The following is a 25,517-nucleotide window of genomic DNA, read 5'->3' on the forward strand; positions in this document are numbered from 1 at the left end:
AGCGCCGTGTCGGTCGTCCGCGAGCGGACCGCACCACGCCCCCTCACCGGGCCGCCCCGCCGCCCCGAGCGGCCTGCCCGCCGCGCCACCGGCGGCGGACCGTGGCCGTACCTCCTGGTGGCGCCCGCCGTCCTCGGCATGCTGTACCTGCTGCTCTACCCGCTGGCCCGCACCGTCCTGATCTCCTTCCAGGACTTCGGACTGCGCCAGCTCATCCTCGGTGACGCCCGGTTCACCGGTTTCGACAACTACACGACGCTGCTCTCCGACCCGCGCTTTTGGACAGTGGTGCGCCGCACCTTCCTCTTCATGACGGTCGACGTCGTGCTGATCATGGCGATTTCGACGCTGGTGGCCCTGATGCTGGAGCGCCTCGGCAGGATCTGGCGGACGGCGGTGCTCAGCGCGCTGGTGCTGGCCTGGGCCATGCCGGTGGTCGCGGCCACCACGGTGTTCCAGTGGCTGTTCCACTCCGAGTTCGGCATCGTCAACCACGCGCTCACCGGCCTCGGGTTCACCTCGTTCGACGGCTACCCCTGGCTCGCGCACGGTACGGCCGCCTTCGCGATCCTGGTGACGCTGGTGGTGTGGCAGTCGGTGCCGTTCGCCGCGATCACCCTGTACTCGGCGCTGACCACCGTGCCGGGCGAGCTGTACGAGGCCGCGCGCATCGACGGCGCGTCCGCCGCGCGTGTCTTCCGGTCGGTCACCCTGCCGATCGTGCGGCCCATCTTCATGCTGGTGCTGTCGCTCGAGGTGATCTGGACGTTCAAGGCCTTCGTGCAGATCTGGGTGATGACACGCGGCGGCCCCGGCGACGCGACGACCATCCTGCCGGTCTACGCGGTCCAGACGGCGCTGTCGGGCCAGCACTACGACCTCGGCTCGGCGGCCTCCATCGTGACGGTGCTGCTGATGTCGGGCGTGCTCGTCCTCTACTTCCGGCAGATGTTCCGACAGGAGGCCGAGCTGTGACGTCCCCGCGCGCACTGCGCAGGCTGCCGCTGCACATCGCGGCCACGCTCACCGTGGTCCTCTGCCTCTTCCCCGTCTACTGGATGCTCACCACGGCCCTCAAGCCGTCCCGGGACATCCAGTCGGAGCATCCGCGCCTGCTGCCGCGGAGCTGGACGCTCGACCACTTCCGGCGGGCGGTCGAGGCGGACGGCTTCGGACTGTTCTGGCGCAACAGCATCCTCGTCACGCTCGGCGCGGTGGCACTCTCCCTGTTCGTGGCGCTCGGGGCGTCGTTCGCGGTGGCCCGGATGCGCTGGCGGGGGCGGCGGCAGTTCATGCTCATGGTGTTCGTCGCGCAGATGGCCCCGTGGGAGTCGCTGATCATTCCCGTGTACATCATCGCGCGGGACACCGACATGCTGGACCGGCTGCCGACGCTGACGCTCGTCTACTTCATGATGACGCTGCCGTTCACGATCGTCGTCCTGCGCGGCTTCCTCGCGACGATCCCTGCGGAGCTGGAGGAGTCGGCGCGGGTGGACGGCTGCACCCGGCTCGGCGCCTTCCGGCATGTGGCGTTCCCGCTCCTCGCGCCCGGCCTGATGGCGACCTCGCTGTTCGGCTACATCACGGCGTGGAACGAGTTCGCGTACGCCAACTTCCTGATCATCAAGCAGCAGGACCACCGGACGCTGCCGGTGTGGCTGTCCTCGTTCCACAACACCTTCGGCACCGACTGGGGCGCCACGATGGCCGCCTCCACCCTGTTCGCGCTGCCCGCGCTCGTCATCTTCCTGCTGCTCCAGCGGCATGTGACCTCGGGGTTCGCGGCCGGCGCCGTAAAGGGCTGAGCCGCCCGCCACCCGGAGCCGACCCCGCCCCCCCCCTGGGCCGACCCGCCACCCCGGGCCCGCCCCGCCCCGCTCCCCTGGAGGTCCGCAGTGCCCGCACGCCGCCCCGCACCCCTCCCCCACCCCACTCACCTCGCCTGGCGCCCCGGCCACTTCACCCTGGACGCCGCGACGACGGTCCGCTCGGCCCCCGGCGCCCGCCCCGCCCTGGACCTGCTCCGTACCCTGCTCACCCCGGCCACCGGACTGCCCCTGCCCCCGTCGCCCGAGGGGCGGTTCGTGCTGGCCCTCGACCCTCGGCTGCGCGGTCTCGGCGACGAGGGGTACGGCCTGACGGTGGGACCCGACGCCCTCCTCCTGCGCGCCGCCCACCTCACGGGCCTGTTGCGCGGCGTCCAGACGGTCCGTCAACTCCTGCCGGTGCAGGCGCTGTCGGGCCGGCCACAGCCGGACACGCCGTGGCGACTGCCGTGCGTCGAGATCACCGACGTACCGCAGAGCGCCTGGCGGGGCTTCATGCTCGACGTGGCACGGCACTTCCAGCCGGTGGGTGTGCTGCGGAGATACGTGGACCTGCTCGCCCTGCACAAGTTGAACGTCCTGCATCTGCATCTCACCGACGACCAGGGCTGGCGGATGCCGGTCTCCGCCTACCCCCGCCTCACCGAGGTCGGCGGACGGCGCGCCGAGTCGATGCTGGGCCCGGCGGTCACGCACCGGAACGCCGCCGACCTCACCTTCGACGGCTCGCCGCACCAAGGTGCGTACACCCGGGGCGAGTTGACGGACCTGGTCACGTATGCCGCCGCGCGGGGCGTGACGGTGATGCCGGAGATAGAGATGCCGGGCCACGCCCGCGCCGCCCTCGCCGCCTACCCCGACCTGGGGAACGCCCCGGGGCGACGGCTCGATGTCTGGACCCGCTGGGGCGTGTGCGACACCGTCCTCGGGGTCGGCGACCCGGTCCTCGACTTCTGCCGCACCGTCCTCGACGAGGTCATCGACGTCTTCCCCTCGCCGCACGTGCACATCGGCGGCGACGAGTGCCCCACCACGGAGTGGGCGGCCAGTCCCGTGGCGCGGGCCCGGGCCGTCGCCGAGAAGCTCCCGGACACCGACGCGCTGCGCGAGTGGTTCCTCGGCCGTATCGGGGCGCATCTCATCGAGCGTGGGCGCGTTCCGACGGCATGGGCCGAGACGGGTGAGGGGCTTCCGCCGGAGTTCACGGTGATGACGTGGCGCAACCCCGAGCACACCCGGATCGCGTTGAAGCGGGGCCACGCGGTCGTCAGCTGCCACCACCGGGCCGCCTACCTCGACTACCCGCAGTCCCACGCGCCGACCGAGCCGCCGGGGCAGCCCGGCGCGGTGGTGGACCTGCGCTCGGTGCACGCACACGAGGCGGGATACGGCCCGGGCGCCACAGAGAGCACCAATGGCTCCGGCGGCACCAGGCATTCCGGCAGCCCAGACGGCTCGGACCGCCCAGGCACACCCGATCCCCCCGGCCAACTCCTCGGCCTGCAAGCCCAGTTGTGGACGGAGTTCGCCCCCACCGCCGACCACGTCGACTACCTCGCCTTCCCCCGCCTGTGCGCCCTGGCCGACCGGGCCTGGCACGGCGCCGCGCCCTGGCCCGGTGTCCACGCCCGGCTCCGGGCCCACGCCGCCCGGCTCGCCGCCCTCGGCCTGCGGCACGGCCCGCTCGACGACCCGTACTCCCCCGCACCCGGACCCCGAGATCCCCTCCCCCACCACCCCGTCCCCCACCGTTCCGGAAAGGAACAGCCATGAGCAGGACGAACCCCACCGGATCGCGCACGCCGTCGGCATCGGCCGCGAAACGCTCCCTCACGGCCGCCGTCGCCGTGGCTCTCGGCTGCGCGGGCCTCGTCGCGCTCCCGCCGAACGCCGCCGCGGCCACGGGCGATCTGACCGTCCAGTACCACGCGGGTGCCACCGGGAGCGACCAGGCCGAGCCCTGGCTGAAGGTGAAGAACACCGGCACCACCTCCGTCGCGCTCAGCGGCGTCAAGATCCGCTACTACTTCAAGTCGGACGCGGGCTCACCGAGTTACCGCTTCGCCTGCTCCTGGGCGGTCAAGGGGTGCGCCCACGTCACCGGCACCTTCGGCACCCTCGCCCACCCGACCGCCACCGCCGACCGCTACCTGGAGATCGGCTTCACCTCCGGCGCCGGCTCCCTCGCGGCCGGCACCGACACCGGCGACCTGCAACTGCGCTTCCACCGCACCGACTGGCAGGCCCTGAACCAGGCCGACGACTACTCCTTCGGCGCCGCGCAGTCGGCGTACGCGAACTGGTCCAAGGTCACCGCCCAGCTCGACGGCGCGACGGTCTGGGGCACGGCCCCCGAGGGCAACGACCCGACCGACCCCACGGATCCGACCGACCCGACCGACCCGCCCGGCGACGGGGCCACCCTCTTCGACGACTTCACCTACAGCGCGTACGACGACCCGAAGATCTCCGCCCACGGCTGGAACGTGCGCTCCAACTCCGGTGGTCCCGGCGTGCCCGGCGCGACGTGGGCGCCGCAGAACGTGACGTTCCCGTCGTCGGGCGGCAACACCGTGATGAACCTGGAGACGTCCACGGCCGGCACCGGCGCGAGCACCGAGCAGACGGAGGTGCTCACCAAGGCGATGAAGTTCAGATACGGCACCTACGCGGCGCGCGTGAAGTTCGGCGACGCGCCCCGCAGCGGGCCCGACGGCGACCACCTGGTGCAGACGTTCTTCACCATCAACGACCTCAAGGCACCGATGGCCGACGACTACGCCGAGTACGACTTCGAGTATCTGCCCAACGGCGGCTGGGGCGAGCAGTCGAACATCCTCTACACGACGTCCTGGGAGACCTACGCCCCGGACCCGTGGCAGGCCGTCAACCAGCACACGGAGAGCCGGCAGAGCTACGCGGGCTGGCACGACCTGGTGGTGACCATCGACAACAGCTCCATCCGCTACTACGTCGACGGACAGCCGTTCGGCACGCACGACGCGGCGTACCTTCCGGAGCGGCCGATGTCGATCAACTTCAACCAGTGGCTGATCGACCTGGCCGGCCAGTCGAGCACCACGCCCCGCTCGTACGACCAACAGGTGGACTACGTCCTGCACGTCAAGGACCAGGTGCTGACCCCGGCGCAGGTGTCGGCGAAGATCGCCGGCTACCGGGCGGCGGGAACAACCTTCGAGGACACCGTCCCGGCGCCATGACCCCGTAACCTCGTGCACGCACACGTCGGGAGACGATGTGCGTGCACGAGGCTGGTCCAAGACACGGTACGTCGGGGAGGCGATGGTGCTCGGACGGGGCACAGGGGTGCTCGCGGGTGCCATGGCGGTGGCGTGTCTGCTGCTGATCGGCCCCAGCGCGCCGAGCGGCGCTCTCTACGGCAGGACGCTGCCCGCCGAGGCGGTCAGGGACATCGTGCCGAACCGCGTCATGACGTGGAACATCTGCAACCCGTGCGAGGAGAACAACGTCGGCCGTGCGGCGGAGATCGCCCGCTACGCGCCGCAGGTCATCGGCCTGCAAGAGGCGTGCGTACGCGACGTCGAGCGGATCCGGGACTACCTGGAGCAGCTCTACGGCCTCGTCTACCACGTCGAGTACGGGTCGGTGCTGCGCAATTGGGGCCGCTGCGGAGGCTGGCCGTGGAGCCCCGGAGGCTTCGGTCAGGCGCTCCTCTCCGCGGCGCCGATGACCGACCGCGTCCTGGTGGAGTACCCCGACGGCGGCTCCGAGGACCGCGGCTATCTGGCGGTCACCACCTCGGTGGCGGGCCGGCCGACGCGGGTCTTCAACACCCACCTCGCCCAACGCGAGCAGGCGCCGGTCCGGGCCGGGCAGGTCCGGGTACTGGCCGCGGAGGTCGCCCGCCACGACCGGGCCATCGCCCTCGGCGACTTCAACGCGGTGCCGTACTCCCCTGAACTCGCCCCCATGTGGGCCCTGTCCTCCGGCGCGGCCCCCGGCTGCCGGCCCGCGTCGGCCGGCCCGGACGGAAGCGGCGCCGCAGACGACACCGGCGGCACGGGGGACGACGCCTGCGAGCCGACCACCGACTGGCAGAGCACGTTCGACTACGTCTTCCTGCGGGGCCTCACCCCGCTCAGGCACCACGTGCGGCCCTCCCCCTACTCGGACCACCACTCGCTCTACGCGGACGTGACGGCCTCGGCGGACCGGTCGAGGGCCCCCGAATAATCGATTGCCCGCCGGTGTCGGGGACGGATGCAATGTCCACCATGGTCACCGAGGAGCGCAGCACGTCGTCGTCATCTCCCGGAGCGGGCCGGGGGGACGGACCACCCGTCAGGATCGGCGCGCTCGTCCCGCTGACCCGGCCCGGCTGGGTCGGGGCGGGGGAGCATCTGCTCGCCGGGCTCGAACTGGCCGTGCGCGAGGTCAATGACGAGGGCGGGATCGCCGGCAGGCCGCTGGAGCTGGTGGTGCGGGACACCGCCGCCGATCCCCGGCGGGCGACGGCGGCCGTCGACGAGCTGGCGGAGCTGGGCGTGGCCGCCCTGGCGGGCGAGTACCACAGCGTCGTCGCCCGTGCCGCCGCCACCAGGGCCGACGCGCTCGGCCTGCCCTACCTCTGCTCGTCGGCGGTGCTCGACACCCTCACCGAACAGCCGGCCGACCGGGTCGCGCGCCTCTCCCCGCCGCAGTCGCGCGGCTGGCGGACGTACGCGGACTTCCTCGTCGGCGCGGGTCACAGCCGCGTCGCCGTGGTGACCCAGCCGAGCGTTTACTGGGCGGCCGGCACCCGGATCCTGCGGGACCACCTCACGGCGCGGGGCGGCAGCGTCGTCGAGTACGACCTGAGCGAAACGCCTCCCGCGCACCTCTGCGACCGGCTCGCCGACGGAGACGCCACCGCCCTCCTGCTGCTGGCCGGCCACCCGGAGCCTGCCGTTCCGATCGTCACGTCGGTCCGCCGCGACCCGCGCCTCGCCGACCTCCTGATCGGAGCGCCGGCCGGACAGCCGGAACTCGCCGAGTGGGAGCAGCTGCTCGGGCACGACGGCGCCGCGGTGCCGTTCCTGCGCTACCTGCCGGATCACCTGACACCGCTCGGCGCACGCGTCGAGAACGCACTGCGCGAGCGGCTGGGAGGGCCGCCGTCCTTCGTCGCCTTCGAGGGCTACGACACGGTCGCCGTCCTGGCCGACGTGCTGCGCTCCCACGGCACGGACCGGGAGCGCACCGCCGGGGCCTGGCCGGACGTGGCCGTGGACGGTACCCGCGGGCGGATCAGCTTCTCCCGCGAGCCGGGCATCGGTGTCTGGCAGTGGGCCCGGCCCCCGATCCAGGTCGTCGACCGCGATCCGGCGGAACGCGGGCGCTTCCGGGTCCTCCACACCGGCTGAGGAAGGCGGGCACACCGGCTGGCGGCCTGGCCGGCCCGCCGCTCACCCGCGCCGACGCTCCTCCCGCCGCTGGATCAGCTCCTCGACCGCGCTCGGCAGCGTCGTCTCGAAGTCGATCAGCTTCGCCCACGTGGGCGTCACGACGATCCGGACCATGCCGTCGGTGTAGAGCGAGCGGATCTCCGCCTCCCACTCGACCCGCTGCTCGGGCGTCATCTCGTACGTGCTGGTCGACTGGAGGTACTCGGCCGGGATGCCATCGACGGGGTCGAGCTCCGCCCGGCCGCGGATGAGCAGGATCTTGGGCGGGTGCGACTCGGTGTCGATCGTCAGCGCGACCATCGGATTCGCGCGCAGCGAGGGGAGCTTCGGGGAGTTCTTCGGTGTGCACACGACGATCGTCGAGCCGTTCCAGGCGAAGATGATCGGAATGTTGCGCGGTGTACCGTCCTTGGCGACGTAGGCCATCCGGACCACATCACGCGCGAGCAGTTCCTGACTGACCGGCCGGTTCAGGACTTCGGTGACCTCATTGGCGTCCACGGTGTACCTCCTGGTGTCGTTGCCGTACGCGTCCCACTCGTACACCGGGGACGGAGCCGCCGCCGTGTTCTCGACATCGGGCCAGGACGCGCCTTGCTGGAGACTTCCCGGGACGAGGTCGACGGCTCCCCGTGAGGGGATGGTGCGGGACCGGGCTCGCTCGCGTGCGCGCGTCGTGGCACGTGACACCCTGGCTCCCGAGTGTCCGTGATCGTCGAGGAGGTGTGCCACGTGGCGCAACAGCAGCCGCGGGAGACCACCGGGGCCCCGGATGTCCGCGCCGAGGAGAGCCGGTTGCGCAAGGACCTCGGGTTCTGGGGTCTCACCGCGATCGGGTTCTCCAACATCCTCGGCTCGGGCTGGCTGTTCGCCGCCATGTACGCCGCCCAGACCGCCGGGCCGGCCGCGCTGCTCTCCTGGGTCGCGGCCGGCCTGCTCTGCGCTCTGGTGGCCCTGGTCATGGTCGAACTCGGCGCCACCCGGCCGGAAGGCGGCGGCACGGTCCGCTGGCCGTTGTACGCGAACGGCCGGCTTGTGGGCACGGTCGTCGGCTGGTCCGTCCTGCTCTCCGTGGGCGGCACCGCGGCGGAGATCAGCGCGATCATGCAGTACGCCGCCCATTACGTGCCCGGCCTCTACCGCGGCGGCTCCCTCACCGCCTCGGGCCTGGCTGTCGCGGCCGCACTGAGCGTGCTGCTCACCGCGCTGAACTGGTTCGCGGTGCGGATGTTCGCCCGCTTCAACAACCTGGTGTCGGTGTTCAAGGTCGTCGTCCCGGTGCTCACGGTGGTCGCCCTGTTCCTCTCCGGCACCCACTCGGGCCGCCTCACGGACCACGGCGGATTCGCCCCGTACGGGTACGCGGCCTGCCTCACCGCGCTCGCCGGGGGCGGCATCGTGTACTCGGTGAACGGGTTCCAGGCCCCGCTGGACTTCTCCGGGGAGGCGCGCAATCCGCGCCGCAACGTACCCGCCGCCGTCCTCACCGGAATCGGCCTCGCGGTGCTCGTCTACCTCGGGCTCCAGCTCGCCTATCTCTACACGGTGCCCGACACGCTGCTCGCCCACGGCTGGCAGGGCGTCAATTTCGACTCCCCGTTCGGTCAGCTCGCGCTCGTCCTGAACCTGCACTGGCTCGCCACCCTGCTCTACGCCGACGCGGTGGTCTCCCCGGGCGGCTCCGCCTACGTGGGCGTCGCGATCGACGCCCGGCACACCTACGCCCTGTCGAAGAACGGTCTGCTGCCCCGCTTCTTCATGCGCATCGATCCCCGCTCCGGCATCGCGCGCCGCGCCCTGGTCCTCAACCTCGCGGTCATCATCGTCTTCATGCTGCCGTTCGGCGGCTGGCAGGACATCGTGAGCGTGATGGGAGACATGTACCTGATCGTCTATGCCGCCTCGGCGGTGGCCGTGGCGTCCTTCCGGGCCCATGACCGCGAACGTGGCGTACTCTCCGCCGACGGCCGTATGCCGGGAGTCCACTGGATCGCGCCGGTCAGCTTCGCCGTGGCGACCGAGTTCGTCTACTGGTCGGGCTGGCACGACCTGCGACTCGCCCTGCCCCTCGTCCTCGCCGGCGTCCCGCTGTTCTGGCTGCAACGGCGCAAGGCGGCGGGCGGCGCCCCGGCCGCGGAACTGCGCCAGGGCGCCTGGCTCGTGTTCCACCTGGCGGCGCTGACCCTGCTGTCGTGGCTCGGCACGTTCGGCGGCTCCGGACACCTGCCGGCGCCGTACGACTCCGTCGTGGTGGGCGTCGTCGCCTTCGCGGTCTTCGGGTGGGCGGTGCGTTCGGGCGCCGCTCACCTGCGCACGAACCCCTCCTACTAGGTACTCGACCTGGTACTCGACGGCGGTTGGTCGGTGGTGGACGCGATAGACACAGGTCAGAGCGGTTAAGGAGTCAGGGAGACCTACGCACCGACGCCCCAGGAGGCATCCCGTGGACTTCGCACAGCGCACCGTCGACCTGGCCCGCCAGAACGTGGTGGACGGCGGCCGGCCGTTCGCCACCGTCATCGTCAAGGACGGCGAGATCATCGCCGAACGCGCCAACCAGGTCGCGCAGACCCATGACCCGACCGCCCACGCGGAAGTGCTCGCCATCCGCGACGCGTGCACCCGCCTCGGCACCGAGCACCTGACGGGCGCCACGATCTACGTGCTCGCCCAGCCGTGCCCGATGTGCCTGGGCGCCCTGTACTACTGCTCGCCCGACGAGGTCGTCTTCGTCACCACCCGGGACGCGTACGAGCCGCACTACGTCGACGACCGCAAGTACTTCGAACTCGACACCTTCTACGATGAGTTCGCCAAGCCCTGGCAGGAGCGCCGACTGCCCATGCGCCACGATCCGCGCGAGGGGGCGGTGGACGTGTACCGCCTGTGGCAGGACCGCAACGGCGGGGACCGCCGGGTGCCGGGTGCCCCCGCCCGCGACACCGAGGGCTGATCGAGGGCTGATCGAGGGCTGATCGAGGGCTGTACCCCGTCAGGGGCCGGTCAATGCACCCGATCGTGTCGTTCCGAACGGCGTCCCGGCGGACAGACATCGCCCAGCGGCGCACACGCCACGCCGGTCCCCGGACCGCAGGTGTCCGGGGATCGTTGGTACGACGGCAAGGAGGGCCCGACCGTGGCCAGCCAGTTCCAGCGGGAGAAGCTGCAAGCGATGTTCGCGGCCTTCGACGCCGACTCCGACGGATACCTCCAGGCGGACGACTTCGACGCGCTCGCGGCCCGGTGGGGCCGGCTGCCCGGTGTGGAACCGGGCACCGAGCTGCGCGGGCGCGTGGAGCAGGTCTGCAGGGGCTGGTGGGCGACGCTGGCGGCGGCCGCGGACGCCGACCACGACGGCAGGGTCGACATGGGGGAACTCCTCTCGGTCGTCGACCGGTTGCCCACCATGCGCGAGGAGGTGACGGCCACGGCCGACACCCTGTTCGACGCCGTGGACACGGACGGGGACGGCCGCATCTCCCCCGCCGAGCACCGCCGGCTCGTCGAGACGTGGCACGGACACCCCCTCGACACGCACGACGTCTTCCACCTTCTCGACGTCGACGGGGACGGCTACCTCACCCGGCCCGGGTTCGCCGCGCTGTGGACCCAGTTCTGGATCAGCGACGACCCCGCCGAGCCGGGCAACCTGGTCTGCGGCCGCATTCCCGGCCAGAGCCCGGGGAACTCCCGGCAGGTACCCGCCTGAAGCCGACGGGCGACGCCGCCACGACCTCAGCGCCGGTGCATGGTCTGCAGCGCCTCCACCAGGACCTTCGGGTCGTGCTTACCCTTGAAGACCGGCGGCGGCCGCCGGTCGAGGCCCAACAGCTGGGCCACGGCGGTCCAGGCCGTACGCACCGAGTACTCGACGGTGAACACCACGTCGTCGGGGACTTCGGCGTACTGGCCGATGAAGGCCAGGTTGGTCGACCCCTCGGGGACGACCTGAGGGCGGTCGTCGGGCCCGCGGACCAGGAACTGGCTGGTGATGTACGGCATCAGCGCGGGGATGACGGTCGAACGCTCCAGGATCTGCGGCGCCTCCTCGAACCGCAGGTGGTGCAGGACCTCGTCGAGGATCTCCCGGCCGGTGCACTCGCGCATCGGCTTGCGGACGAAGTCCCCTTCCTTGTCGGGGAAGAGGGCGTAGCCCCACCACACGAACGTGTCATCGGGCTGGTCGCGGAAGTGCGGCTGGTGGTTGAGGACGATGGTCAGCAGCCAGCCGGAGTCCTTGAAGGTGATCAGGCCGCCCTTGCCCGCCTCACTGCCGGAGAACTTCTCCATCCGTTCGAAGAACGTGGGGTCCTTCGTGGTGACCGTGAACGACTCCCAGGTCGAATCGTCGATGTGGGAGTCGAAGACCTCGGGGTTGCCCAGCCCCGGGCGCTTGGCCGCCAGGGTCCGCCACAGCTGCCAGGAACCGCCGCCTCCCGAGGTGTTCGGCACGGGCGCGGCATCGGTGGAGCCGAGGGTCGAGTCCGCCGTCATGGAGCCGTTGGTCACCAGGACCAGGTCCTCCGGGGCGATCGGCACCTCCTCGGTGCGGCCCTCCCGCGTCCAGGTCAGCGCCTCCGCGGTGAAGGTACCGCCGTCCCCGTCCACCAGCGCCACGTCGGTGACCCGCGTGCCGTGTCGCAGGGTGACCCCCTGCTCGGTGAGCCACCGCAGCAGCGGGAGCACGATGGAGTCGTACTGGTTGAAGCGGGTCCGGTAGATGCCCGACATCGAGTCGAACGTCTTGAACAGGTGGATGAAGCGGTTGAGGTAGCGGCGGAACTCGATCGCGCTGTGCCACGGCTCGAACGCGAAGGTGGTGCACCACATCCACCAGAAGTTCGTCGTGAAGAACTCCTGGCTGAAGCAGTCGACGATGCGCTTGCCCGCCAGCATGCCTTCCGGGGTCCCCGCGCACTTGACCAGCTCCAGGCGGTCGCGCTCGGAGAAGCCCATCGAGTGGGCGTCGACCAGCTTGCCCGCGCCGTCCACCAGGCGGGCGTGGTCGTCCCAGGCGAAGTCCTCGTGGAACGCGAACGTGTCCTCGGTGACCGACTTCGACGGATCGTCCAGCGACGGGATGGAGCCGAGCAGGTCGTAGGTGCACTCGAAGTGGATCTCGAACATGCGCCCGCCGCGCATCGTGTAGCCGGTCTCGGGGGAGCCCGCCGCGTCGAGGCTGCCGCCGGTGCGGTCCTGTTCCTCCAGGATCACGATGTCCGACCCCGCGAACCGTCCCTCGCGGATCAGGAATGCCGCCGCCGACAGCGACGCGATACCGCTTCCGACCAGATACGCCTTCGCCATCTCCGAGCTCCCTGTGCGCGCCGCCGAACCGACGCCTCGAACGCGTGGTCGCGCGGCGCCTCCCTCCGGCATCTTCAGGGCCGCGGAGGCGGAGGGCAGCCGGGACGGGCCACACAGGTGACAGGGTGCCCATGTCACCGTCGGCCGCAGGAGCGGTCACAAACGATCGAGGGCCGTTTCAGATCGCTCTGAAACGGCCCTCGATGTACGACTCTCACGAGTCGGGACGACAGGATTTGAACCTGCGACCCCTTGACCCCCAGTCAAGTGCGCTACCAAGCTGCGCCACGTCCCGGTGTGTTCTGTGCGGTGCCCCGCGTGATCACAGGTAGAACTCTACCCCACGCCAAAGGGTGCTCCGTTCTCCGGTGACCGCCGTCAGGCACGCGCGACAATCGGCGTATGAGCACTGCACCTGGACCGGACGAGCGTGGCCGTGAGCGGGATCGCGACGAGGAGGGGCGGGCGCGGAACCAGCGGCCGCGCGACGGCCTCGGCCGGCCGTTGCCCTATGGCTCCGACGGCGTTCCCCGCCAGCCCGAGGGCGTCGTCCGCGCGCCGGAGGAGTCCGTCGACGAGGCGCAGGCGCTGCTGGATGCCGGGCGGCCCTTCCACGCGCACGAGGTCTTCGAGGACGCCTGGAAGTCCGGCCCCGAGAGTGAGCGCGGCCTGTGGAAGGGGCTGGCCCAGCTCGCCGTCGGGCTCACGCACTCGGCCCGCGGCAACACCACGGGCGGGGCGCGGCTGCTGCTGCGCGGGGCCGGGGCCGTCTCCGCGTGGGGCACGGAGACCGGGCAGGAGCGGCCGTACGGGATGGACCTCGCGGAACTGGTCGCGTGGGCGGAGGCGTTGGCGGAGCTGCTGGGGCGGGAGGGAGCCGCGGTGGACGCGGCGGGGCACGCGCCGCGGCTGCGGGGCGGCCCGACGGTGCGGGACCGGTAGCGCGGCGGGGCGGAGGAGTGAGCGGAGGGAGCGGCCTCCCGCTTCCGTCACCGAACCGGCCCGCCCGGCATGCACACGCCCGGTGCCGGTGTGAGGGTGGCCGTGTGACCACCACCGATCAGCCGGCCGCGTCCGCCCCCGCCGAGGCCCAGGCGCCGCCCGTCCTCGACCGGCGGCGCCGCAACGTCGTCTTCGTGACGATCATGCTCGGGATGCTGCTCGCCGCCCTCGACCAGACGATCGTCGGCACCGCGCTGCCGACGATCGTGTCGGACCTCGGCGGCGCGGAGCACATGTCGTGGGTGGTCACCTCGTATCTGCTGGCGGAGACCGTGGCCACGGTCCTCGTCGGCAAGTTCGGTGACCTGTTCGGGCGCAAGGTCGTCTTCCAGCTGTCGGCGGTCATCTTCATCACCGGCTCGTTCCTGTGCGGTCTGTCGACGAACATGACGCTGCTCATCGCCTGGCGGGCGATGCAGGGCATCGGCGCGGGCGGGCTCATGGTCACGTCCATGGCGCTGATCGCCGATGTCATCCCGCTGCGCGAGCGCGGCAAGTACCAGGGTGCGATCGGCGCGGTCTTCGGGGTGTCCACGGTGATCGGGCCGCTGCTCGGCGGGCTGTTCACGGACCATCTGAGCTGGCGCTGGGCGTTCTACGTCAACGTGCCCATCGCGATCGTCGTGGTCATCGCCGCCGCCCGCACGATCCCGGTGGTGAAGTCGGCCGTGCGGCCCGTCATCGACTATCTGGGCATCGCGCTCGTCGCGGTCGGCGCGAGCGCGCTGATCCTGGCGACGAGTTGGGGCGGCAACCAGTACGCGTGGGGGTCGCCGACCATCATCGGGCTCTTCGTCGGCGGCCTGGTCGCGCTGGCGCTGTTCTGCGTCGTGGAGACGCGGGCGGCCGAACCGATGCTGCCGATGCGGCTGTTCGCGAACCCCGTCTTCACGGTCTGCTCGATCCTCAGCTTCATCGTGGGGTTCGCGATGCTCGGCGCGATGACGTTCCTGCCGACCTATCTCCAGTACGTCGACGGGGACTCGGCGACCATCTCGGGCGTGCGGACGCTGCCCATGGTCATCGGGCTGCTCATCGCGTCGATCTTCAGCGGCAACGTGGTCAGCAAGACCGGCACCTACCGCATCTTCCCGATCGTCGGCGCGCTGGTGATGGCCCTCGGGCTCTATCTGCTGTCGCTGATGGGCAGCGCGACCAGTACCTGGCTGGAGTCGCTGTACATGTTCGTGCTCGGCACCGGGATCGGGCTGTGCATGCAGGTCCTGACGATCGCCGTGCAGAACACCGTCCCGTACGCCGATCTGGGCACGGCCACGTCGGGCGTGACCTTCTTCCGTACGCTGGGCAGCTCCTTCGGCACGGCCGTCTTCGGGACCATCTACGCCAACACCCTCGCGCCCCACCTCAGGGACGGGGTGGCCGAGGCGACCCGGGCGAGCGGCGGTGATCCGGCCGCCATCGGCCGGGCGGCGCAGAACCCGGGCGGGCTGCACGAGCTGCCCGCGGCCGCTTCGGGGCCGATCGTCGAGGCGTACGCGGACACCCTGCACACCGTCTTCCTGTGGACCGTGCCGGTCGCCCTCATCGGGTTCCTGGTGGCGCTCTTCCTCAAGCAGGTCCAGTTGCGCGACAGCGCCCGCCTGGGCGCGCCGGACATGGGCGAGGGCTTCGCGCAGCCGATGAGCGGCGACTCCGGTCATCTCCTGGAGCGGGGCGTGGCGCACATCATCCGCAATGTCGGCATGAACACGGCGCGCGGCATCATCCGCGGCTCGGACACCCGGCTCGACATCGCGGGGGCCTGGGCGGTCATGCAGGTCTCGCTCTTCACCCGGATGGTCGGGCACGCCAGCCTCGGACTGATCGCGGCCCGGCACCGGATCCCGCCCGAGGTGCTGGTACCCGTCTTCGACCGTATGACGGACGAGGGGTATCTGACCCGTACGGGCACGTACTTCTCGCACACGCCCGCAGGGGAGCGGGAGGCGGAGGTCATCTCCCGGGCGTGGGGCTCCTGGCTGGGCGAGGCGATCGAGAAGGACCTGGGCAGGCCGCCGGACAAGGACCTGGTGGCGGCGGTCGACGTGATCGCGAAGCGGCTGCTCGCGGAGGACCTGGAACACGGCCTCACACCCGAGACCCTCTCCCCCGACCTGGCGGGCGCCTCGGTGGCAGGCCGCTGACCACGCGCCCCCGACCGGCCGTCACGCCGGCGCGTCGGGGCGCCGTCCGGACCCGCCGATGCTCGAACCCGGCTTGCGCGGGCGCCGGTGGCCGCTGATGCCCGCCCAGACGAGGGCCAGGATCAGCACGACGGCCCCGGCGGCGGCCAAGACGTTCGAGAAGGTGACCGTCAGCACCTCGGGGTGCAGCCGCCCGCCGTCCAGCAGCCCGTCGTCCAGCGTGTACGCGCCGCCGATGCCGGCGAGGTCGGCGCCCACCAGGACGGGCAGCAGGAAACCGTCCCGCGCCCGCAGCCAGAGGACGGCGGCGACGCTGATGGCCAGGGCAACGAGCGAGCTGCCCAGCGTGGCCAGTTCACCGGAGTCGATGACGATCCTCGAGTCGGCCCACGCCCCGGCGACGGTCGCCGCACAGGCGGCCAGGAGCATCAACACCCAGCGCCACAGCGATCCCGGCGCCGTGCGGGGCGCGGGCTCCGCGAGGGCCGGGGACAGAGCTGAAGGCGTGGCGGAAGTCATGCCCACATCATGACCCACTTCGCTCAGGGATCCGCCGAGGGGGCGGTCAGCGCAGCAGCAGTTGGAGGCCGCCCAGGATCGTCGCCGCGATCACCAGGCGTTCGAAGAGTCGCTGGTCGATGCGGTGCACCGTGTACGTGCCCAGGACCGCGCCCGGCACCACGAACAGCACCAACAGCGCGTCCAGGGCGAGGGAGTGGGCGTCCACCAGGCCGAGGCCCACGCTGAACGGCACCTTCGACGCGTTGACGATCAGGAAGAACCAGGCGGACGTGCCCAGGAAGCCCAGTTTCCGGAAGCCCGCCGAGAGCAGGTACATCGACATCACCGGGCCGCCCGCGTTGGCGACCATCGTGGTGAAACCGCCGAGCACACCGTAGGAGGGGGCCTTGAGGCGGCTTGCCGGAGCGGGCTCGGGGGGCTCCTGGGCCTCCGTCCGCGTCGTCGCCCTGCGCCGGGCCACCGTGACGCCCGCCATCAGGAGCAGGATCGCGCCGATGGACGTGCGGACCACCGCGTCGTCGGCCCAGGTCAGGAAGAGCGTGCCGATGACCACTCCCCCGGCGACCGCGGGGAACAGCCGCCACAGGGTGGGCCAATGGGCGTGTCTGCGGTAAGTGAGCACCGCCAGGACGTCGCCCGCGATGAGGACGGGAAGCAGGACGCCGGTCGACGCGCGGGCCGGCAGGACGGCGGCGAAGACCGCGAGGCTGATCGTGTTCGCCCCGCTGACGGCCGTCTTCGAGAAGCCGACCAGCATCGCCGCCGCGGCGAGCGCGGCGAACTGGCCCGCCGACAGGTCCCACGCGTCCCAGACATCCCGCACAGCCCACATACGGGCATTCTCACGCGCCGTAGTGGGCGCGCAGTTCCCGTTTCAGCACCTTCATGCTGGGGCCGAGCGGGAACGCGTCGATGAACTCGACGAGCCGGGGGTACTTGTGACGGCCCAGGTGCTCCTTGGACCACTCGATGATCTCGCCCGCCGTCTCGGGCGTCGCCTCGGCGGCCGGGACGACCACCGCGCACACCTCCTCACCGTGCACGGGGTCGGGCAGGCCGATCACGGCGGTCTGGGCGACGGCCGGGTGGCGCATCAGGACCTCCTCGACCTCGCGCGGGTAGACGTTGAAGCCGCCGCGGATGATGACGTCCTTCTTGCGGTCGACGATGGTCAGAAACCCGTCGGCGTCCTTGGTGCCGAGGTCGCCGCTGCGGAACCAGCCGTCGACCAGGGCCTCGGCGCTCGCCTCGGGTCGGCCCAGATAGCCGGAGAAGACGTTGTGGCCGCGGACGACGACCTCGCCGAGCTCCCCGGTGGGCAGCAGTTCGACGCGGTCGTCGACGTCCGCGCGGGCGATCTCCACGTCGACACCCCACGGCGGGTGGCCGACGCTGCCGGGCCTGGTGCCGAAGTCGGGCTGGTTGACGGAGGCGGTCGGGGAGGTCTCGGAGAGCCCGTACCCCTCGTAGACCGGGGTGCCGAAGGCCTTCTCGAAGCGTTCGAGGACGGCGACAGGCAGCGAGGCTCCGCCGGAGATGCAGATGCGCAGCCGCGGCAGTGCCTCGGCGGCCTCGGCCGCGGCGACCAGCCCCACGAACATGGTGGGCACGCCGTGGAAGGTGTTGACCTCCTCCTCGACCATCAGCTCGATGGCCCGCGCGGCGTCGAAGCGCGGCAGCAGGACCAGTGTCGCGCCGGCCCGCCACGTCGAGTTCATGGAGACGGTCTGGCCGAAGGCGTGGAAGAGCGGCAGGGCGCCGAGGGCGATGTCGTCGGGGCGGACGTCGTTGGCGTCGAAGGCGTTGACCGTCGCGTTCATGACCAGGTTGAAGTGGCTGAGCACCGCGCCCTTGGGGATGCCCGTGGTGCCGCTGGTGTAGAAGACGACGGCGGGGTCGTCCGCGTCCCGGGTGGCGTACGAGGCGAGGGGCTCGGTGGCGCGGGCCAGCGCCTCCAGCTCGCCCTCGTCGCCGAGGCGCAGCATGCGCACCCCGGCGGCCTCGGCGGCGGCCGCGCCCGTCTTCGCCTGCGCGGGGTGGCAGAGCAGCAGGGTCGCGCCGCTGTCCCGCAGGACGTGTTCGACCTCGTCCGGGGAGAGCAGCAGATGGACGGGGACCACGACGCCGCCTGCGGCGAGGATCGCGAAGTAGGCCCGGGGGAACTCCGCGGTGTTGGGGGCCATCAGGGCGACGCGGTCCCCCGGCCGCACGCCGAGCTCCGCGAGGGCGGCTCCCTGGGCGCGGGCCTGGTGCCACAACTCCCGGAAGGAGAGCCGCAGATCGCCCTCGACGAGTGCGATGCGGTCCGGGTGGCGGCGGGCGGGCTCGGCGAGGATCGCGGCGAGGGACAGCGTGGCCATGAGGGAGGGCGCTCCGTTTCCGTGGGGCTTGCGGTGGATCACATTCCGTGGGGCGTTTGGTACGGCACTTCGTTTCCTGACGGCGGCGGCGCGCACACACCGCCGCTGTCAGGCCGCGCCGCCGCGTCGGCGGCGCCGGCCCGTCGTCAGTCGCGCTCGACCAGGAGCGCGCTGCCCTGCCCCACGCCCACGCACATGGTCGCGAGGCCCCGGGTGGCGCCGGTGCGGCGCATGCGGTGCAGCAGGGTGGTGAGGATGCGGGCGCCGGAGCAGCCGAGGGGGTGGCCGAGCGCGATGGCCCCGCCGGAGGGGTTGACCAGCTCCGGGTCGATGCCGAGGGCGTCGACGCAGGCCAGCGCCTGCGCGGCGAACGCCTCGTTGAACTCCGCCTCGTGCAGGTCGTCGATGCGCCAGCCGACCCGGTCGAGCACCTTCCGGGTGGCGGGGACCGGGCCGATGCCCATGACGTCCGGGTGGACGCCCGCGGAGGCGCCCGCCGCGTACCGCCCGAGGGATTCCAGGCCGAGGTCGTTCAGCGCCTCCTCACTGACGAGCAGCAGCCCGGCGGCCCCGTCGTTCATCGGCGACGCGTTGCCCGCGGTGACGGTGCCGTCCTTACGGAAGACCGGCCGCAGACCGCTGAGCTTCTCGTACGAGGTGTCCTCGCGCACGCACTCGTCGGTGTCGACGACGATGCCGTCCGGCCGGGTGACGGGGAGGAGTTCGTCGTCGAAGTGGCCGTCCTTGCGGGCGGCGGCGGCCCGCTGGTGGCTGCGCAGCGCGAACTCGTCCTGGCGCTCCCGGGTGATGCCGTGCCGCGCGGCGACCTCCTCGGCCGTCTCGCCCATCGCGAGGACTCCGTGCAGGTCCTTCATCGCCGGGTTCGTCAGGCGCCAGCCGAGGCGGGTGTCGGCGGTCTCCATGCGGTGCGGCAGCGCCTCGTCGGGGCGGGGCAGGACGAACGGCGCGCGGCTCATCGACTCGGACCCGCCCGCGAGGACGATGTCCGCCTCGCCGGCGGCGACGGTGCGCGCGGCGGTCGTGACGGCTTCGAGGCCGGAGGCGCACAGCCGGTTCACGGTCGCTCCGGGCACCGACTCCGGGAGGCCCGCGAGGAGGACGGCCATCCGCGCGACGTTGCGGTTGTCCTCGCCCGCCTGGTTGGCGGCGCCCCAGTAGACGTCGTCGATCCGGGCGGGGTCCAGCTGCGGGATGTCGGCGAGGAGCCCCTTCACGACGCCCGCTGCGAGGTCGTCGGGGCGGACGGAGGAGAGGGCGCCGCGGAGTCTGCCGATGGGGGTGCGGCGGGCGGCGGCGAAGTGGACGGTGCGCACGATACGGCTCCGGATCGTTCTGCGGGGTCTCGGTGCTTCGGTCTCGCGGGGGTGTGGCTCGGGTGGATCGAGTCGCTGCGTAGGTCGAGTGGGTCGAGTCGCCACGTAAATTAGCGCTGCTAGTTTTGGAGTGTATGCGGGAGGCGGGGGCGATGGGAAGAGGGGTTCGGGCGCGCCGACCGGGCAGGGCGTGCCGCGCCTGCGTACCACCGGTCGAGAGCGCGCACCGGCACCCGTCCGCCGGGGCCCGCGCCCGGCCGCTACGCCAGCGCGACCCGCACCGCGCCTCCCCTGGCGTCCACCCGTGCCGTCCAGCTTCCGGAGATGCGGAACGGGCGGTTCGGAAGGGCCGGGCGGCGCAGGCCGGCGCGGTGCAGGGTCCTGCCGTCCTGCGTGATCACCAGCGCCGGGCGCGCGAGGAACGCGGCGGTCCGCAGCACGAACCCCTCGCTCGGCTCGTCCGCGGTCAGCCGGTTCGGGGCGACCCAGGCGAGCGGCGCGGCGACCCGCAGCGGCACCGTCGTCGAGGGCCAGTCGCCGTCGTGGAGATAGCGCCGCACGGCCGCCGCCGCCACGCTCCCCTCGTGCGCCACCGCGCGGGCCGGCTCGGCGGCGTGCAGGACGTTGCCCACCGCGAAGACGCCGCGCGCGTCGGTGCGGAAGTCGCCGTCGACCGCCGGGCCCCGGGTGCCCGGGTCCATCGACAGGCCGCCGCGCCGGGCCAGTTCGTGGTCCGGTACGAAGTCGCCGGTGAAGACGACGGTGTCGCAGGCGACGTGCGCCGTCCTGCCGTCCCGGTGCCGCAGCGCGACGCCCGAAAGGCGGCCGCGGCCGAGGAGTTCGGTGACCGTGGCGTCCGTGAGCAGGGGGACGCCGTGCCGCAGCCGGGCGTCGAGGGCGCGGGCCCGTGCCGCCTGGTGGCGCGGATGCTCGGTGACCAGCGCGGCGACGGCGACCCCGGCCCGCCGCAGGGTGTCCAGGGCGGCGTAGCTCACCGGCTCGGCGCCGACCACGACGGCCCGGCTGCCGACCCGCTGTCCGTGCAGGTGGACGGCCTGCTGGAGCTCGCCGGTGGTGAGGACCCCGGCGGGCCGGGTGCCCGGTACGAGGCGTGCGGCGCGGGGCCGTTCGCGGGCGCCCGTGGCGAGGACGACCGCGCGGGCGGTGATGCGCTCAAGGCCGCGCGGGCTGGTGGTGTCCACGGTGAGCGGCGCCGCCCACGCGGTCACGCTCACCCCGGTCCGCAGGACAGCGCCGTGACCCACGGCCGCCGCCACGCAGCGCTCCGCGTACTGCGGCCCGGTCATCCCGAGGCGTCCGAAGCCGCCGTGCAGACAGTGCCGGGGGACCCCGCCCGCCTGCCGTTCCCGGTCCACGACCTCGACCTCGCCGGCCCCCGACGCGGCGAGACCGGCCGCGGTGGCGAGACCCGCGGGCCCCGCGCCGACGACCAGTACGTCGACGATGCGCTCGCGCCTCATCCGGTACCCAACTCCGCACCCCGTTCGTAGAGTTCCCGCACCTCGGCACCGCAGTAGAAGCCCTGGCAGCGGCCGCTCCGCGCCCGGGTGCGACGGCGCAGCCCGTCCAGCGAGCCCGGTGGCACGGCCGACGCGAGCGCGTCGCGGATCTCGCCGCGGCTCACGCGCTCACAGTGACAGACCACGTCGCCGTACGCGGGGTCGGCCGCGATGAGGTCGGCGCGCTCGCAGGGGCGCGGGAAGGCCTCGCCGAGGTTCGGCATGCGGACGGCCGGCAGCTCACGGGGCCCGGGCAGGTGCAGTCCCGTGGCGCCGAGCAGTTCGGTGACGTGGGCGGCGATGGCCAGGGAGGCGGTGAGGCCGGTGGAGCGGATGCCGCCGACGGTGACGCGGCGTTGCTCCTTGTCGGCGCTGATGCGGTAGTCGTCGTGCTCGGTGGCGGCGCGCAGTCCGGCGTAGACCGCGGTGACCTCCTCGTCGAGCAGCTCCGGGAGGATGCGGCCGCCCTGTTCGCGCAGGGCGGCGATGCCGTCGGCCGTCGATCCGGTGGCCGTCTTGTCGTCGAGCTCCTCGGCGGTGGGTCCGAGCAGGACGTTCCCGTACACGGTCGGCGCCACCAGGACGCCCTTGCCGAGCGCCGTGGGGACCGGCAGCAGGATGTGCCGCACCAGGTCGCGGGCGAGCTTGTCGAAGACGAGAAGCTGGCCGCGGCGCGGGGTGACGGTGAAGTCGTCGTGGCCGAGGAGCCGGTCGAGGGAATCGGCGTGCAGACCGGCGGCGTTGACGAGGTAACGGGCGCGCACCGGGCCACGGCCGGTGATCAGCACATGCGGGTCGGCCGACGGACCGACGTCCTCCACGCGGCAGTTGAGGAGCAGGTCCACCCCCGCGCGGACCGCCTGGGTGGCGTAGGCGAGGGTGGTGGTCCAGGGGCAGATGATGCTCTCGCCGGGGACGTCGAGTGCGCCGCGGGCGCCGGGACCCAGGTGCGGCTCGCGGGCCCTGACCTCCGCGGCGCCGATGATGCGGGCGTCCTCGTAGCCGTTGCGTTCCGCCTTCTCCAACAGCTGCGGGAGGGCGGCGAGTTGTTCGGCGTTCCAGGCGACCAGCAGGGCGCCGACGGGTTCGACGGCGATGCCGGTCTCGGCGGCGTACGCGGCGAGCAGTCGGCTGCCCTCGCGGACCAGGCGGGCCTCCAGGGAGCCGGGCACGGCGTCGAAGCCGGTGTGCAGGATCGCCGTGTTCGCCTTCGACGTGCCCTCACCGACGTCGTTCGCGGCCTCCACCAGGGCGACGCGGAGGCCGGGGCGACGGGCGAGGTCGCGGGCGACGGCCGTGCCGACGACTCCCGCGCCGACCACGGCCACGTCGTACGTCACGTCGGGCAGCGCGCCCCGCCTGACCACGGCCATCAGGGCGTACGTTCCGTCAGAGCGGTCACGGCGGAACGGAAGCCCGCGAGGCGTTCGGCCGCCCGGTCCGCGTCGATCCGTGGTTCGTAGACGGCGGCAGGCCGCCACGCCGGGACCGCGTCGGCGACGGCGAGGGAGGGGTCGAGGCCGATCCGGGCGACGGCGGCCGCGCCGAGCGCGGTGACGTCGGGCAACGCCGATACCTCGACGGGCAGCTGGAGCAGATCGGCCTGGGTCTGCATGAGCAGCGCCGAGCGCGTCAGGCCGCCGTCGACGCGCAGGCTCGTCAGGGGCTCCCCCAGGTCGGCGGCCACCGCGTCGGCGAGCGCGGCGACCTGCGCGCCGATGCCCTCGCACAGGGCACGCACCAGGTGGCCCGCGGTGGTGTCGAGGCCGAGCCCGGTCAGCGACCCGCGCACGTCGCCGCGCCACCACGGCGCGGCGAGTCCGGCGAGGGCCGGTACGAAGGTGACGCCGCCGGCGTCCGGTACGGCGGAGCCGACGGGGTCGATGTCCTCGGCCCCCGCGATCACACCGAGGTCGGTGAGCCAGCGGACGGCGGACGCGACCGTGTACACCTGCCCGTCGAGGCAGTAGCTGCTGCGCCCCGCGAGCCGCCAGGCGACGCACGAGACGAGCCCCGATGCGCCGCGCCGCGGCCGCGATCCGGTCTGCGCGAGCAGGAACGCCCCCGTTCCGTACGTGCACTTGGCGCTGCCCGGCGTGGTCACGTCCTGCGCGAGCAGGGCGGCCTGCTGGTCCACGAGGAGTCCGGTGACGGGGAGTTCGGGGCCGAAGGCGGTGGTCGTCCCGACGGGTCCGGCGGCGTCGACGACCTCGGGCAGACGCTCGTCGCCGAGTCCGTAGAGTTCCAGTGCGCGCGGTGACCACTGGACCGTGTCGAGGTCGAGGAGCTGGGTGCGGCCGGCCGTCGCGGCGTCGGTGACGTAGGTGCCGGTGAGCCGGTGGACGAGCCAGGCGTCGCTGGTCGTGACCACGCCGCGCCGGGTGAGGTGGCGGCGTATCCACGCCATCTTGGGCGCCGCGAAGTACGGGTCCAGCGGCAGTCCGGTGAGCTCGTGCAACTCCTCGGCGTGCTCGGCGAGTCCGGCGCAGACCGAGGCGGCGCGGCGGTCCTGCCAGACGAGAGCGTCGGTGAGCGGTTCACCGGTCGCGGGGTCCCAGGCGAGGACCGTCTCGCCCTGGTTGGCGAGGCCGACCGCGGCGACCGGCTCGCCCGCGTCCGCCAGCGCCGCGCGGCCCGCCTCGACGACGGAGCCGTAGAGCTCGGCGGGGTCGGCCTCGACCAGGCCGCCGGGGAGGAAGCGGGGCCGCACCACGGCCGTGCCCGCACCGATCACGCCGCGTTCCGGGCAGACGACGAGGGCCTTGGTGCCGGACGTGCCCTGGTCGACGGCGAGCACGGGCCGCTGCGCCGAAGTCCGCTCATAGGTGATCACCGCGGCAGCGTGCTACAGCGGCACGGAAGGCGTCAAGGGACCTGAATGACACGTTCTGCACACCAAATGACCGATCGGCGTGCCGTGTTGACAAATCAAGGTCACAAAAGATCCACGAATGGCCTTGGCACCGGAAGGGCCGGATCTACACTGTCGGCCATGTCACATCCTCAACTCCCGTAACACCCACATCGTTCAACCGTTCAACCTCCGCCCTCTTCCCCCAACAGAGGACTCATGCCCATGGCGTTAGGCCGCCCGGTGTACCACCCGGCAGGCCACGACGAAGCGCTGCGCGCGGTGCTCCAGGACCTCAGGACCGGTCGCTGGGTCTCCACGCGCAACCTGCTGACCGAGACACCCGACTGGGGGTTGTGGACACAACGCACACAGGTCCTCGGCGCCGCCGTCGCCGGTTCCGACGTGGTGCGGGCCTGGCGTGCCGAGGAGCCGCACAGCGCGTCGGCCGCCGTGCTGCACGCCCGCGTCCTGGTGGAGCGCGCCCTGCGCGCCCACCGCACGGGGCACCACAAGACCAACGACCTGTGGCGCGAGGCCGTCGCCGCGTGCGGCGACGCGTCGGCCCTGTCGCCCGAGGACCCAGTGCCGTGGATCTGTCTGCTCGCCCTGGCCCAGCTCGACGTGGGCCAGCGATGGGACGAGCACCGGGCGGCGCCGCCCGAGCCGATGCTCTTCCCAGGCCCCTGGCAGCTGCTCGCCGAGGCCGACAAGCGGGATCCGGGCAACCGCGAGGCGTACCACCGGATGCTGCAGTTCGTGTACGGGCGCCGCGCCGGAGGCCCACTCACCGAGGCGTACAACTTCGTGCAGTGGGCGTCGGCCGCCGCGCCCGCCGGCTCCGCACTGCACCTGTTGCCGCTCTACGTGCGCGTCGAGCGGTACCGCCGGGAGTCCGGGCAGGAGCAGGCCCTCGACCTGCACTGGATATCCGAGGACGCCACGCGCTCCGCGCTGCTCGCCCTGCAGCTGTGGTTCGACCACACGACGCCCTCCGCGACCTCGCTGCTCGACCTGAACTACCTCGCCCACGCCTTGTGGGGCGCGCACCAGTTCCACGACGCCTCACGGGTCTTCCAGGCCCTCGACCCGTTCTTCACCACAGTCCCGTGGGCGTACCGCACCCACTCCCCCGGCGACGCCGACGCCGCCGCCGAGGTCTTCGTCCAGGCCCGCGCCCGCTGCTTCAGCGCGTCCCGCGGCCCCGGCTAGCCCACCCGTC

21 protein-coding genes and 1 tRNA gene are annotated in these 25,517 nt (G+C 72.3%); 12 read left to right on the forward strand and 10 right to left on the reverse strand.

The genetic code is table 11. The annotated features are described in order from the left end of the window. The first annotated feature begins 6 nt into the window (after positions 1–6). The 6 genes from ACZ6B8_RS34965 to ACZ6B8_RS34990 all read left to right on the forward strand — a co-directional run bounded on the left by ACZ6B8_RS34965 (position 7) and on the right by ACZ6B8_RS34990 (position 7,213). Positions 7–975 (forward strand): carbohydrate ABC transporter permease, encoded by a 969-nt coding sequence (locus tag ACZ6B8_RS34965; protein WP_471609778.1) that lies wholly within the window; start codon positions 7–9, stop codon positions 973–975. Then, positions 972–1,808, forward strand: coding sequence for a carbohydrate ABC transporter permease (locus ACZ6B8_RS34970; protein ID WP_471609779.1), 837 nt, complete (start codon positions 972–974; stop codon positions 1,806–1,808). The genes ACZ6B8_RS34965 and ACZ6B8_RS34970 overlap by 4 nt, the downstream gene beginning before the upstream one ends. 90 nt (positions 1,809–1,898) lie before the next feature. Next, entirely contained in the window at positions 1,899–3,602 is a 1,704-nt protein-coding gene (locus ACZ6B8_RS34975; protein ID WP_471609780.1) for a beta-N-acetylhexosaminidase, read from the forward strand. After that, entirely contained in the window at positions 3,599–5,050 is a 1,452-nt protein-coding gene (locus ACZ6B8_RS34980; RefSeq protein ID WP_471609781.1) for a cellulose binding domain-containing protein, read from the forward strand. Before ACZ6B8_RS34975 ends, ACZ6B8_RS34980 begins: the two co-directional genes overlap by 4 nt. Positions 5,051–5,132: 82 nt before the next feature. Continuing rightward, positions 5,133–6,044: an endonuclease/exonuclease/phosphatase family protein gene (locus ACZ6B8_RS34985; RefSeq protein ID WP_471609969.1), complete on the forward strand. Its 912-nt coding sequence runs from the start codon at positions 5,133–5,135 to the stop codon at positions 6,042–6,044. Positions 6,045–6,076: 32 nt separating this feature from the next. Beyond that, positions 6,077–7,213 (forward strand): ABC transporter substrate-binding protein, encoded by a 1,137-nt coding sequence (locus tag ACZ6B8_RS34990; protein WP_471609782.1) that lies wholly within the window; start codon positions 6,077–6,079, stop codon positions 7,211–7,213. A gap of 42 nt (positions 7,214–7,255) precedes the next feature. On the opposite strand, the gene ACZ6B8_RS34995 is transcribed toward ACZ6B8_RS34990, so the two are convergent. Beyond that, positions 7,256–7,756, reverse strand: a complete 501-nt coding sequence (locus tag ACZ6B8_RS34995) for a pyridoxamine 5'-phosphate oxidase family protein (protein WP_471072176.1) — start codon at positions 7,754–7,756, stop codon at positions 7,256–7,258. 231 nt (positions 7,757–7,987) lie between these two features. On the opposite strand from ACZ6B8_RS34995, the gene ACZ6B8_RS35000 reads away from it, so the two are divergent. The 3 genes from ACZ6B8_RS35000 to ACZ6B8_RS35010 all read left to right on the forward strand — a co-directional run bounded on the left by ACZ6B8_RS35000 (position 7,988) and on the right by ACZ6B8_RS35010 (position 10,964). After that, entirely contained in the window at positions 7,988–9,586 is a 1,599-nt protein-coding gene (locus ACZ6B8_RS35000; protein ID WP_471072179.1) for an APC family permease, read from the forward strand. Positions 9,587–9,698: 112 nt separating this feature from the next. Continuing rightward, a complete protein-coding gene (locus ACZ6B8_RS35005; protein WP_471072182.1) occupies positions 9,699–10,208 on the forward strand; it encodes a nucleoside deaminase in 510 nt (169 codons plus the stop codon). Between the two features lie 183 nt (positions 10,209–10,391). After that, positions 10,392–10,964: an EF-hand domain-containing protein gene (locus ACZ6B8_RS35010; protein WP_471072185.1), complete on the forward strand. Its 573-nt coding sequence runs from the start codon at positions 10,392–10,394 to the stop codon at positions 10,962–10,964. A gap of 26 nt (positions 10,965–10,990) precedes the next feature. Here the strand turns inward: ACZ6B8_RS35010 and ACZ6B8_RS35015 are convergent, their stop codons facing one another. Together ACZ6B8_RS35015 and ACZ6B8_RS35020 are read right to left on the reverse strand one after the other, a co-directional pair. Then, a complete protein-coding gene (locus ACZ6B8_RS35015; protein WP_471609783.1) occupies positions 10,991–12,562 on the reverse strand; it encodes an oleate hydratase in 1,572 nt (523 codons plus the stop codon). A gap of 221 nt (positions 12,563–12,783) precedes the next feature. Beyond that, a tRNA-Pro gene (locus ACZ6B8_RS35020) sits at positions 12,784–12,857 on the reverse strand. 107 nt (positions 12,858–12,964) lie between these two features. On the opposite strand from ACZ6B8_RS35020, the gene ACZ6B8_RS35025 reads away from it, so the two are divergent. Further along, entirely contained in the window at positions 12,965–13,504 is a 540-nt protein-coding gene (locus ACZ6B8_RS35025; protein ID WP_471609784.1) for a DUF309 domain-containing protein, read from the forward strand. A 104-nt stretch (positions 13,505–13,608) separates the two neighbouring features. Next, entirely contained in the window at positions 13,609–15,708 is a 2,100-nt protein-coding gene (locus ACZ6B8_RS35030; RefSeq protein WP_471609785.1) for an MDR family MFS transporter, read from the forward strand. 21 nt (positions 15,709–15,729) lie between these two features. Here ACZ6B8_RS35030 and ACZ6B8_RS35035 read toward each other — a convergent pair whose 3' ends face one another. The 7 genes from ACZ6B8_RS35035 to ACZ6B8_RS35065 all read right to left on the reverse strand — a co-directional run bounded on the left by ACZ6B8_RS35035 (position 15,730) and on the right by ACZ6B8_RS35065 (position 24,277). Beyond that, positions 15,730–16,227 (reverse strand): hypothetical protein, encoded by a 498-nt coding sequence (locus ACZ6B8_RS35035; RefSeq protein ID WP_471609786.1) that lies wholly within the window; start codon positions 16,225–16,227, stop codon positions 15,730–15,732. Positions 16,228–16,273: 46 nt separating this feature from the next. Continuing rightward, complete coding sequence (locus tag ACZ6B8_RS35040) at positions 16,274–17,062, reverse strand: sulfite exporter TauE/SafE family protein (protein WP_471609787.1); 789 nt, start codon at positions 17,060–17,062, stop codon at positions 16,274–16,276. A 10-nt stretch (positions 17,063–17,072) separates the two neighbouring features. After that, a complete protein-coding gene (locus ACZ6B8_RS35045; RefSeq protein ID WP_471609788.1) occupies positions 17,073–18,590 on the reverse strand; it encodes a long-chain-fatty-acid--CoA ligase in 1,518 nt (505 codons plus the stop codon). Between the two features lie 146 nt (positions 18,591–18,736). Further along, positions 18,737–19,924, reverse strand: a complete 1,188-nt coding sequence (locus ACZ6B8_RS35050) for a thiolase family protein (protein ID WP_471609789.1) — start codon at positions 19,922–19,924, stop codon at positions 18,737–18,739. 260 nt (positions 19,925–20,184) lie between these two features. Next, on the reverse strand, positions 20,185–21,405 hold the full coding sequence (locus ACZ6B8_RS35055; protein WP_471072209.1) for an NAD(P)/FAD-dependent oxidoreductase: 1,221 nt from the start codon (positions 21,403–21,405) through the stop codon (positions 20,185–20,187). Next, positions 21,402–22,817: an FAD-dependent oxidoreductase gene (locus tag ACZ6B8_RS35060; RefSeq protein WP_471609790.1), complete on the reverse strand. Its 1,416-nt coding sequence runs from the start codon at positions 22,815–22,817 to the stop codon at positions 21,402–21,404. The genes ACZ6B8_RS35055 and ACZ6B8_RS35060 overlap by 4 nt, the downstream gene beginning before the upstream one ends. Continuing rightward, positions 22,817–24,277 carry an FGGY family carbohydrate kinase gene (locus ACZ6B8_RS35065; RefSeq protein WP_471609791.1) on the reverse strand — a complete coding sequence of 487 codons (1,461 nt, stop codon included), beginning with the start codon at positions 24,275–24,277 and terminating at the stop codon, positions 22,817–22,819. The genes ACZ6B8_RS35060 and ACZ6B8_RS35065 overlap by 1 nt, the downstream gene beginning before the upstream one ends. Before the next feature lie 237 nt (positions 24,278–24,514). On the opposite strand from ACZ6B8_RS35065, the gene ACZ6B8_RS35070 reads away from it, so the two are divergent. Continuing rightward, positions 24,515–25,507 carry a hypothetical protein gene (locus tag ACZ6B8_RS35070; protein ID WP_471609792.1) on the forward strand — a complete coding sequence of 331 codons (993 nt, stop codon included), beginning with the start codon at positions 24,515–24,517 and terminating at the stop codon, positions 25,505–25,507. The last annotated feature ends 10 nt before the right edge of the window (positions 25,508–25,517 follow it).

The organism is Streptomyces sp. NPDC041122, from assembly GCF_055592445.1.

Excerpts from the sequence above, each read along its gene's own strand:
- ACZ6B8_RS35060 (WP_471609790.1), bottom strand. The coding sequence starts at position 22,817 with ATGGCCGTGGTCAGGCGGGGCGCGCTGCCCGACGTGACGTACGACGTG.
- ACZ6B8_RS34990 (WP_471609782.1), top strand. The coding sequence starts at position 6,077 with ATGTCCACCATGGTCACCGAGGAGCGCAGCACGTCGTCGTCATCTCCC.
- ACZ6B8_RS35015 (WP_471609783.1), bottom strand. The coding sequence starts at position 12,562 with ATGGCGAAGGCGTATCTGGTCGGAAGCGGTATCGCGTCGCTGTCGGCG.
- ACZ6B8_RS35035 (WP_471609786.1), bottom strand. The coding sequence starts at position 16,227 with ATGACTTCCGCCACGCCTTCAGCTCTGTCCCCGGCCCTCGCGGAGCCC.
- ACZ6B8_RS35070 (WP_471609792.1), top strand. The coding sequence starts at position 24,515 with ATGCCCATGGCGTTAGGCCGCCCGGTGTACCACCCGGCAGGCCACGAC.
- ACZ6B8_RS35040 (WP_471609787.1), bottom strand. The coding sequence starts at position 17,062 with ATGTGGGCTGTGCGGGATGTCTGGGACGCGTGGGACCTGTCGGCGGGC.
- ACZ6B8_RS35045 (WP_471609788.1), bottom strand. The coding sequence starts at position 18,590 with ATGGCCACGCTGTCCCTCGCCGCGATCCTCGCCGAGCCCGCCCGCCGC.
- ACZ6B8_RS35055 (WP_471072209.1), bottom strand. The coding sequence starts at position 21,405 with ATGAGGCGCGAGCGCATCGTCGACGTACTGGTCGTCGGCGCGGGGCCC.
- ACZ6B8_RS35025 (WP_471609784.1), top strand. The coding sequence starts at position 12,965 with ATGAGCACTGCACCTGGACCGGACGAGCGTGGCCGTGAGCGGGATCGC.
- ACZ6B8_RS34980 (WP_471609781.1), top strand. The coding sequence starts at position 3,599 with ATGAGCAGGACGAACCCCACCGGATCGCGCACGCCGTCGGCATCGGCC.
- ACZ6B8_RS34985 (WP_471609969.1), top strand. The coding sequence starts at position 5,133 with ATGGTGCTCGGACGGGGCACAGGGGTGCTCGCGGGTGCCATGGCGGTG.